This window comes from Paenibacillus forsythiae T98 (assembly GCF_000520735.1).
In the GTDB taxonomy this organism is placed as follows: Bacteria; Bacillota; Bacilli; order Paenibacillales; family Paenibacillaceae; genus Paenibacillus_AQ; species Paenibacillus_AQ forsythiae.
This window is the reverse complement of the sequence record NZ_ASSC01000443.1, coordinates 1-6,096: the sequence shown is the minus strand read 5'-3', so window position 1 is coordinate 6,096 and position 6,096 is coordinate 1. Positions and strand designations below refer to the sequence as shown.

7 protein-coding genes are annotated in these 6,096 nt (G+C 54.9%); 4 read left to right on the top strand and 3 right to left on the bottom strand.

Going from position 1 to position 6,096, the window contains the following annotated elements:
• Positions 1–909, bottom strand: a 909-nt coding sequence (gene trpS / locus L692_RS0114055; RefSeq protein WP_025700805.1) for a tryptophan--tRNA ligase, incomplete at its 3' end; no start/stop codon positions are given.
• Between the two features lie 469 nt (positions 910–1,378).
• On the opposite strand from trpS, the gene L692_RS0114050 reads away from it, so the two are divergent.
• Positions 1,379–2,356: an aldose 1-epimerase gene (locus L692_RS0114050; protein WP_025700803.1), complete on the top strand. Its 978-nt coding sequence runs from the start codon at positions 1,379–1,381 to the stop codon at positions 2,354–2,356.
• 256 nt (positions 2,357–2,612) lie between these two features.
• Entirely contained in the window at positions 2,613–2,855 is a 243-nt protein-coding gene (locus L692_RS0114045; RefSeq protein WP_025700801.1) for an alpha/beta-type small acid-soluble spore protein, read from the top strand.
• Positions 2,856–2,968: 113 nt separating this feature from the next.
• Here the strand turns inward: L692_RS0114045 and L692_RS0114040 are convergent, their stop codons facing one another.
• Both L692_RS0114040 and L692_RS0114035 read right to left on the bottom strand, forming a co-directional pair.
• Entirely contained in the window at positions 2,969–3,376 is a 408-nt protein-coding gene (locus L692_RS0114040; RefSeq protein WP_025700800.1) for a hypothetical protein, read from the bottom strand.
• A gap of 302 nt (positions 3,377–3,678) precedes the next feature.
• Positions 3,679–5,478 carry a M3 family oligoendopeptidase gene (locus L692_RS0114035; RefSeq protein WP_025700799.1) on the bottom strand — a complete coding sequence of 600 codons (1,800 nt, stop codon included), beginning with the start codon at positions 5,476–5,478 and terminating at the stop codon, positions 3,679–3,681.
• 140 nt (positions 5,479–5,618) lie between these two features.
• On the opposite strand from L692_RS0114035, the gene L692_RS0114030 reads away from it, so the two are divergent.
• Together L692_RS0114030 and L692_RS0114025 are read left to right on the top strand one after the other, a co-directional pair.
• Complete coding sequence (locus tag L692_RS0114030) at positions 5,619–5,801, top strand: YycC family protein (RefSeq protein WP_025700797.1); 183 nt, start codon at positions 5,619–5,621, stop codon at positions 5,799–5,801.
• Entirely contained in the window at positions 5,798–6,028 is a 231-nt protein-coding gene (locus L692_RS0114025) for a hypothetical protein (protein WP_025700796.1), read from the top strand. The genes L692_RS0114030 and L692_RS0114025 overlap by 4 nt, the downstream gene beginning before the upstream one ends.
• Positions 6,029–6,096 lie beyond the last annotated feature (68 nt).

Genomic DNA, 6,096 nt, shown 5'->3' with positions numbered 1-6,096 from the left:
CCCCGACGCTAGAATGTCGGCGATGGCGCCGGAGCTGCGGATCTCACGGTAGCGCTCCTGAAGCGGCTCAAGCGCCGTCACGATAACCTCGCCCAGATCCTTCTTGAAGCCTCCGTACATCTGTCCTTCATAGCGGTCCGTTATCTCCGCGAGGGACAGCCCGGAGCACTCCGAGTAAATGCTCATCAGATTGCTGATTTCGGGCTTGTTCTCCGGGTCGTATACAACTTCGCGGCCGGAGTCCGTGGTGGCCCGGCTGATTTTTTTGCGGATGACGTCCGGGGAATCGAGCAGAGCGATATAGCTGCCGGCATTCGGGCTGCTCTTGCTCATCTTCTTCCTGCCATCATCCAGCGACATGATCCGGGCCCCGACCTTCGGGATATACGGCTCCGGGATAGTGAAGAATTCGCCGAAGCGGTGATTGAACCGTCCCGCCAAATCGCGGGTAAGCTCCAGATGCTGCTTCTGGTCTTCGCCGACCGGAACAAGATCCGCGTTGTACACGAGAATATCGGCGGCCATCAGCGCCGGATATACGAATAATCCCGCTCCGACGTTGTCTTTGCCCGATGATTTGTCTTTAAACTGCGTCATCCGCTCCAGTTCGCCCATCGAGGTGAGCGTCGTCATCAGCCAGCCCAGCTCGGCATGCTGGGGAACATGCGACTGAAGGTATACATTCGACCGGGCGGGGTCGATTCCCGCCGCGATGAACAGCGCGGCAACAGCCTCGGATTGTTCGCGCAAGCTGGCTGGTTCCTGCGGCACGGTGACGGCATGAAGATCGACCACCATGAAATAGCATTCATGCTCCTCCTGAAGCTTGACGAAATTTTTCATGGCTCCGATATAGTTGCCAAGTGTCAGCGTACCGCTCGGCTGTATGCCGGACAGAACTTTTTTCATAATGCAACTCCTCCGATCGATTATTGTGCTGCTTCCCAAAATGAACGCAAAAAAAGCCTCACTCCGAAGGGACGTGAGACCGTGGTGCCACCCTTATTCGCCGCCGCCGTCCCCCATGCGGCCGCCCTTAAACGGAGCGCGCATAGCGGATACTGCAAACAGCCTTAAGACATCCTGTAACGGGGACGATCCGGCCGGTCTACCAGGGATAGCTCTCCCGTTCGAGCGCGGCGCTCAGGGGTCCATTCATCCGGGAGGCATCCTCCGGTTCGCATCACCCACCGGCTTTCTGAAGGCCTCTCTCCCGCCTACTTATCCCCGTCATCGCATTGACAACTTCATTAACTGAGTTCATCATAGAGCCGGGAAAGAAGTTTGTCAAATTTTTAACCCCTCGAACATAAATCTGTTATGATAAGGTTATCGTGTTCACATTTTGTAATCAGTGAATGATAAAGGAGCATGGATCATGAAACAGGTGACCAAAGGTCAATGGTGCGGTTATGATACTTATATTTTGCACAGCCGCGACTTGGAAGTCACGCTGCTGCCGCGTCTCGGCAACAACGTAATCTCCCTGTGGGACCGAAAGGAAGGACGAGAGGTTCTGCGCCGGCCGGAAGAAGCCGACCTGGATTTTTATTTGCAGAAGCCCTATCATTTCGGCATTCCGCTCTTGATACCGCCGGGACGCATCTCCAAGGGACAGTTTGATTTCGAAGGGGTGCATTACCAGTTTGACCGGAACACCGCCGGCGACAATCATATCCACGGCCTGCACCGGACGCAGCCCTGGTGCGTCAGCGACATTGAGGAAGACGAAGAAGGCTGCGCGGTGATAACCGAATTCAAGACGCCGGACGATCCCCACTGGATGGAGCAGCTGCCGGCGCCGCTCAAATTCGAAATGACCTACCGGCTGCAGGACGCGTCCTTGAAGCAGACCCTGAAGGCAACCCACCTTGGCGGCGAACGGAGCATTCCCTTCGGCATCGGCTACCACACCTGGTTCATGATTGACGGCCAGCCGGAGCGCTGGAGCCTCAAGCTGCCGGTTGAGGGCATCTACGAATTGAATGACCAACTGCTGCCCAGCGGGCAGGTGCTTCCACTCGGTTCGCTGGATAAGCTGAACGATGGATTCAAGCTGCAAGGAACCAACTTCGACACCGCCCTGCGGATTGGCGCGAAGCGGCCCGCAGAAGCTTTGCTGCTCCGGGATGACGGCTACGGCCTGCGCTACCACACGGACGAGAGCTTGTTCCGCCACTGGGTTATTTATACCAAAGGACCCGCAGACCAGTTCCTCTGCGCCGAGCCTTATACCTGGCTTCCGGACGCGCCCAATGTATCTCCCGATCCGGAATTTACCGGACTGCTGACGCTTGCTCCCGGCCAGAGCCTTGAATTAACCACTTCAATTGAAATGATATATCCTGAAAGCTGATATTCGCACCATTTTAGCCTTCTGCAATCATATGCCAAGAGGGCGGCCCGCCGGAACACTCGGGTCGCCCTCTTATTTTCTGCCATAAACCTTTTGACTTATCCGGACCGTTCTCTGCGAAGATCCACCCTCTCCGAAGAACTGCCGCCCCGCTCTGTATACACTTATTCCCAGCCTTATAACCTTCTTGCGCCATGCATGAATTCCCGTTCCCTCGCTCATACTATCTCTACCAAGGACGAAGGAGGTGACAATCATGGGTCAAGCAGGTCAAAGCCAAGGTCGCAGCAGTCGTTCCAACAATCTGGTCGTTCCTCAAGCCAATGCCGCGCTGCAACAACTGAAATATGAAGCGGCGCAGGAGCTTGGTGTAACTATCCCTCAAGACGGTTACTATGGCAACTACACTTCCCGCGAAACAGGTTCTTTGGGAGGTTATATCACCAAGCGTCTCGTACAGCTGGCGGAGCAGCAACTTTCCGGTCGTACGGGTATGTAATGCCTAGTTCATCGCTTTTATTCGGCCCGCCCGCAAGGGTCTGCCGAACGGATTTGCGGCCCCTCCCGCTTCCCCTGGGAAGCGCGGGGGCTTTTTAATGACCCTCCCTCCGGTTAGCCGCAGTCCTGATCCGTATCTTGCTGCGCGTTCCGCGGATAGCGGATCATCAGGTTGGCCATATTGTAATTGGACTCGAGAACCGCATCGACCATAATAATCCCCTTCTTCACGGCAAACTCGTAGCTGATCTCTCCATGCGTCCAGCGGCGCTTAAACTTTAGACTCTCCAGTGCCATTAAACGAAAAGAAGACTGCTGCGAGGCGGTCAGCCCCTCCGTTTCGTCCCCAAACGTTCCGCTGCGGCCATACAGAGGATTATGGCGGATTCCAAATTTCCCAACGATATTATTTCGTATTTGCACAAAAACCGTTCCGGAAGACACCCCCGATAGCTCCTCCTGAAGCTCTTTAAACACCAGATCCATTTGCCTAGCCAAAGACAATTGTTCCGTCTTAAGCATACTTTTCCCCCTCTGTCATACTTGCAGCCTTACTCCCTAAGGCTTAGGACTCATTATAGGATAGAAGGCAATACCCCACAACATTTATGAACATAATTGGGTTATTATCCCTACATCTTGTACTTTTTCTTCTATCTTCTTCCAAAACAACTTCGTTAAACCGATCACTTTCGACAATTTCACATAAAAAACGACCCCCATAATCCAATCAATTATGAAGGCCTTTTCGCATTTATACAATTCGAGCGCATTACTTGCGCTTAATTACACAGATCACCATCGAAACTTTCATAAAAACGAAGTCAAGCCAGGTGATTGGTCATATCCAGGAAGTCGGAAATGTCTTTAAGGATCAGATCTGCGGCTCCTTGCCAGAAGTCCGGCTGCGACAGATCCACGCCCAAATGCTTGGCCGCCAGATTCTCAAGGGTCATAACGCCGGTGTCCCGCAGCAGCGCATCGTATTTGTCCGCAAAAGAAGAGCCTTCCTGCAGGGCGAGACGGTAAAGTCCGGTGCTGAACATATATCCGACCGTATAAGGGAAGTTATAGAACGGCACGCCGGTAATATAAAAGTGCAGCTTGGACGCCCAGAAATGCGGATGGTAACCGGAGAGGATGCCTCCGAAAGCTTCCTTCTGCGCTTCCACCATAAGGGCCGAGATTTCTTCCGCGCTGACGAGCCCCGCCTTGCGCTTCTCATAGAAGCGGGTTTCAAACAGGAACCGGGCATGTATATTCATGAAAAAAGCGACGCTGTTCTGGATTTTCTCTTCCAGCAGGGACAGCTTCTCTTCATCGCTCTTTGCCGCCTTGACCTGCGCGTCGGAGACGATGACTTCGGCGAAGGTGGAGGCCGTTTCCGCCACATTCATGGCATAGTTCTGATTAAGCACCGGCTGGTCATCAAGCACGTACGAATGATAGGCATGGCCCAGCTCATGCGCCAGGGTCGCCACATTGGAGGGCGTGCCGCTGTACGTCATGAAGATCCGCGACTCCTTGCTCAGCGGGAATGAGACGCAGAAGCCGCCCGGACGCTTGCCCGGCCGGTCCTCCACTTCAATCCAGCTCCCGTCAAAGGCGCGTTCGGCAAATGCCGCAAGCTTCCGGCTGAATTTACCGAACTGGGTGACGATCTCTTCCGCCGCCCGTTCATAAGGGATTTGGCCGGAAGACCGCGCCAGCGGAGCCTCCACGTCCTCCCAACCGAGCTGCTCAAGTCCCAGCAGCTTCGCCTTGCGCTCCAGATAGGCGATGAGAGCCGGCTTGCTCTTGACGATGACGTCCCACATGACATCGAGCGATTCGCGGGACATCCGGTTGATGCTGAGAGGCTCTTTCAGCACATCGTCCCATCCCCGGCGCTCATACAGCTTCAGGCGGAAGCCGGCCAGATGATTAAGCGTATCCGCAGCGTAATCGGCGACGCCTTCCCACGCCTTTTCCCATTTGGCGAACATATCCTTCCGGACGTTATTGTCAGGGTCATGCAGCTTGTTGAAGGCCTGGCCCGCCGACAGCACCTTCTCACCGTCCTCACCTGTGCAGGGAATGGCGATGGAACCGACAATCGTTTCATAGTGTTCGCTCCAGCCGTGATAGCCGTCCACCGCCAGTTCAAGCGCCAGGCTCTCCAGCTCCGGACTCAGCTTCTCCCGGGCATGATCCCGGCTCTCGCTGAGCACGAACGTCAGCGGCGCGATCTCGGGCCGGGCCATCCACTCCCGCCATACCTCATCTTCCGTCTGGCGGAGCACATTCTCGAATTCCGAGGATACCCCCTGAAACCGGGCGCTCAGTCCGGCAACGGTTCCCGACAGACGCACGGCTGCCTTATCCTGCTGGTTCTGCGCGCCCAGGCATCCGGCGAACTCCGAGGCCTGAACAACACGCGCGGTACAGCTCTGCAGAAGCTCGATCATGCTGTCCAGCGCCTTCGTCGACTCCAGATCCGCTGGAGCCTGGGCTGCTCTTACCTTCTCCGCAAGCCTGGAAATATCGCCTTCCAGTTCGCTTAAGAATCTTTCAAACTCGGGAGAGGCCGAGCCCCCTTCAAAGATGGAATCCAGCTCCCAGGTTAAAGATAACGGCTGTTTCATTTCCTACCACCATTCCTTTACTTTTCATTCGATTCATCATTCGCTATCCAACATTCGCTTTGTAATCGGGCGTATCCCATGGTAAAGTGAATAACACGCCACGCCATACCATTCATTAAGAGAACAGGAGGACATTAATGATGCGGCCACTGCAAATTTCGCCGGAAACGGCCCTGACGCTCTCCAAGCAGCTGGGAGTGCCTCTGGAACACTTGATGCACATGCCCCAGCATATTCTGCTGCAAAAAATAGCCGAGCTATCCAAAAAAAATACGGATGGCGGAGAAACGAATGACAGCGCGGAAGGCAAGGAAGAAGCATGATTCCGTTCAGCAACACCTGGCCGTACGAACTCATATTGGGAGATCTGTATGTCCAATCCTGCCCATTCTGCAGCGCGGAGAACGTGCTGCTCCCCATGAAGCCCAAAGAGCTTCAAAGCGTCCGGGAAGGCAAGAAGAAGCTGCTCGTCTTCCCCTGCTGCAGCGAAAGACCCGTCGTCGTGGACAGCGACGGCGATTATCTGCTGTTCGACCGGGCGGTGCGCTAAAGGCCCCGTCCGGTCGTTCCTTTATATCCTCGTCAATCCTTCCGTTCCCGTACTCGAACCGCCTGCTT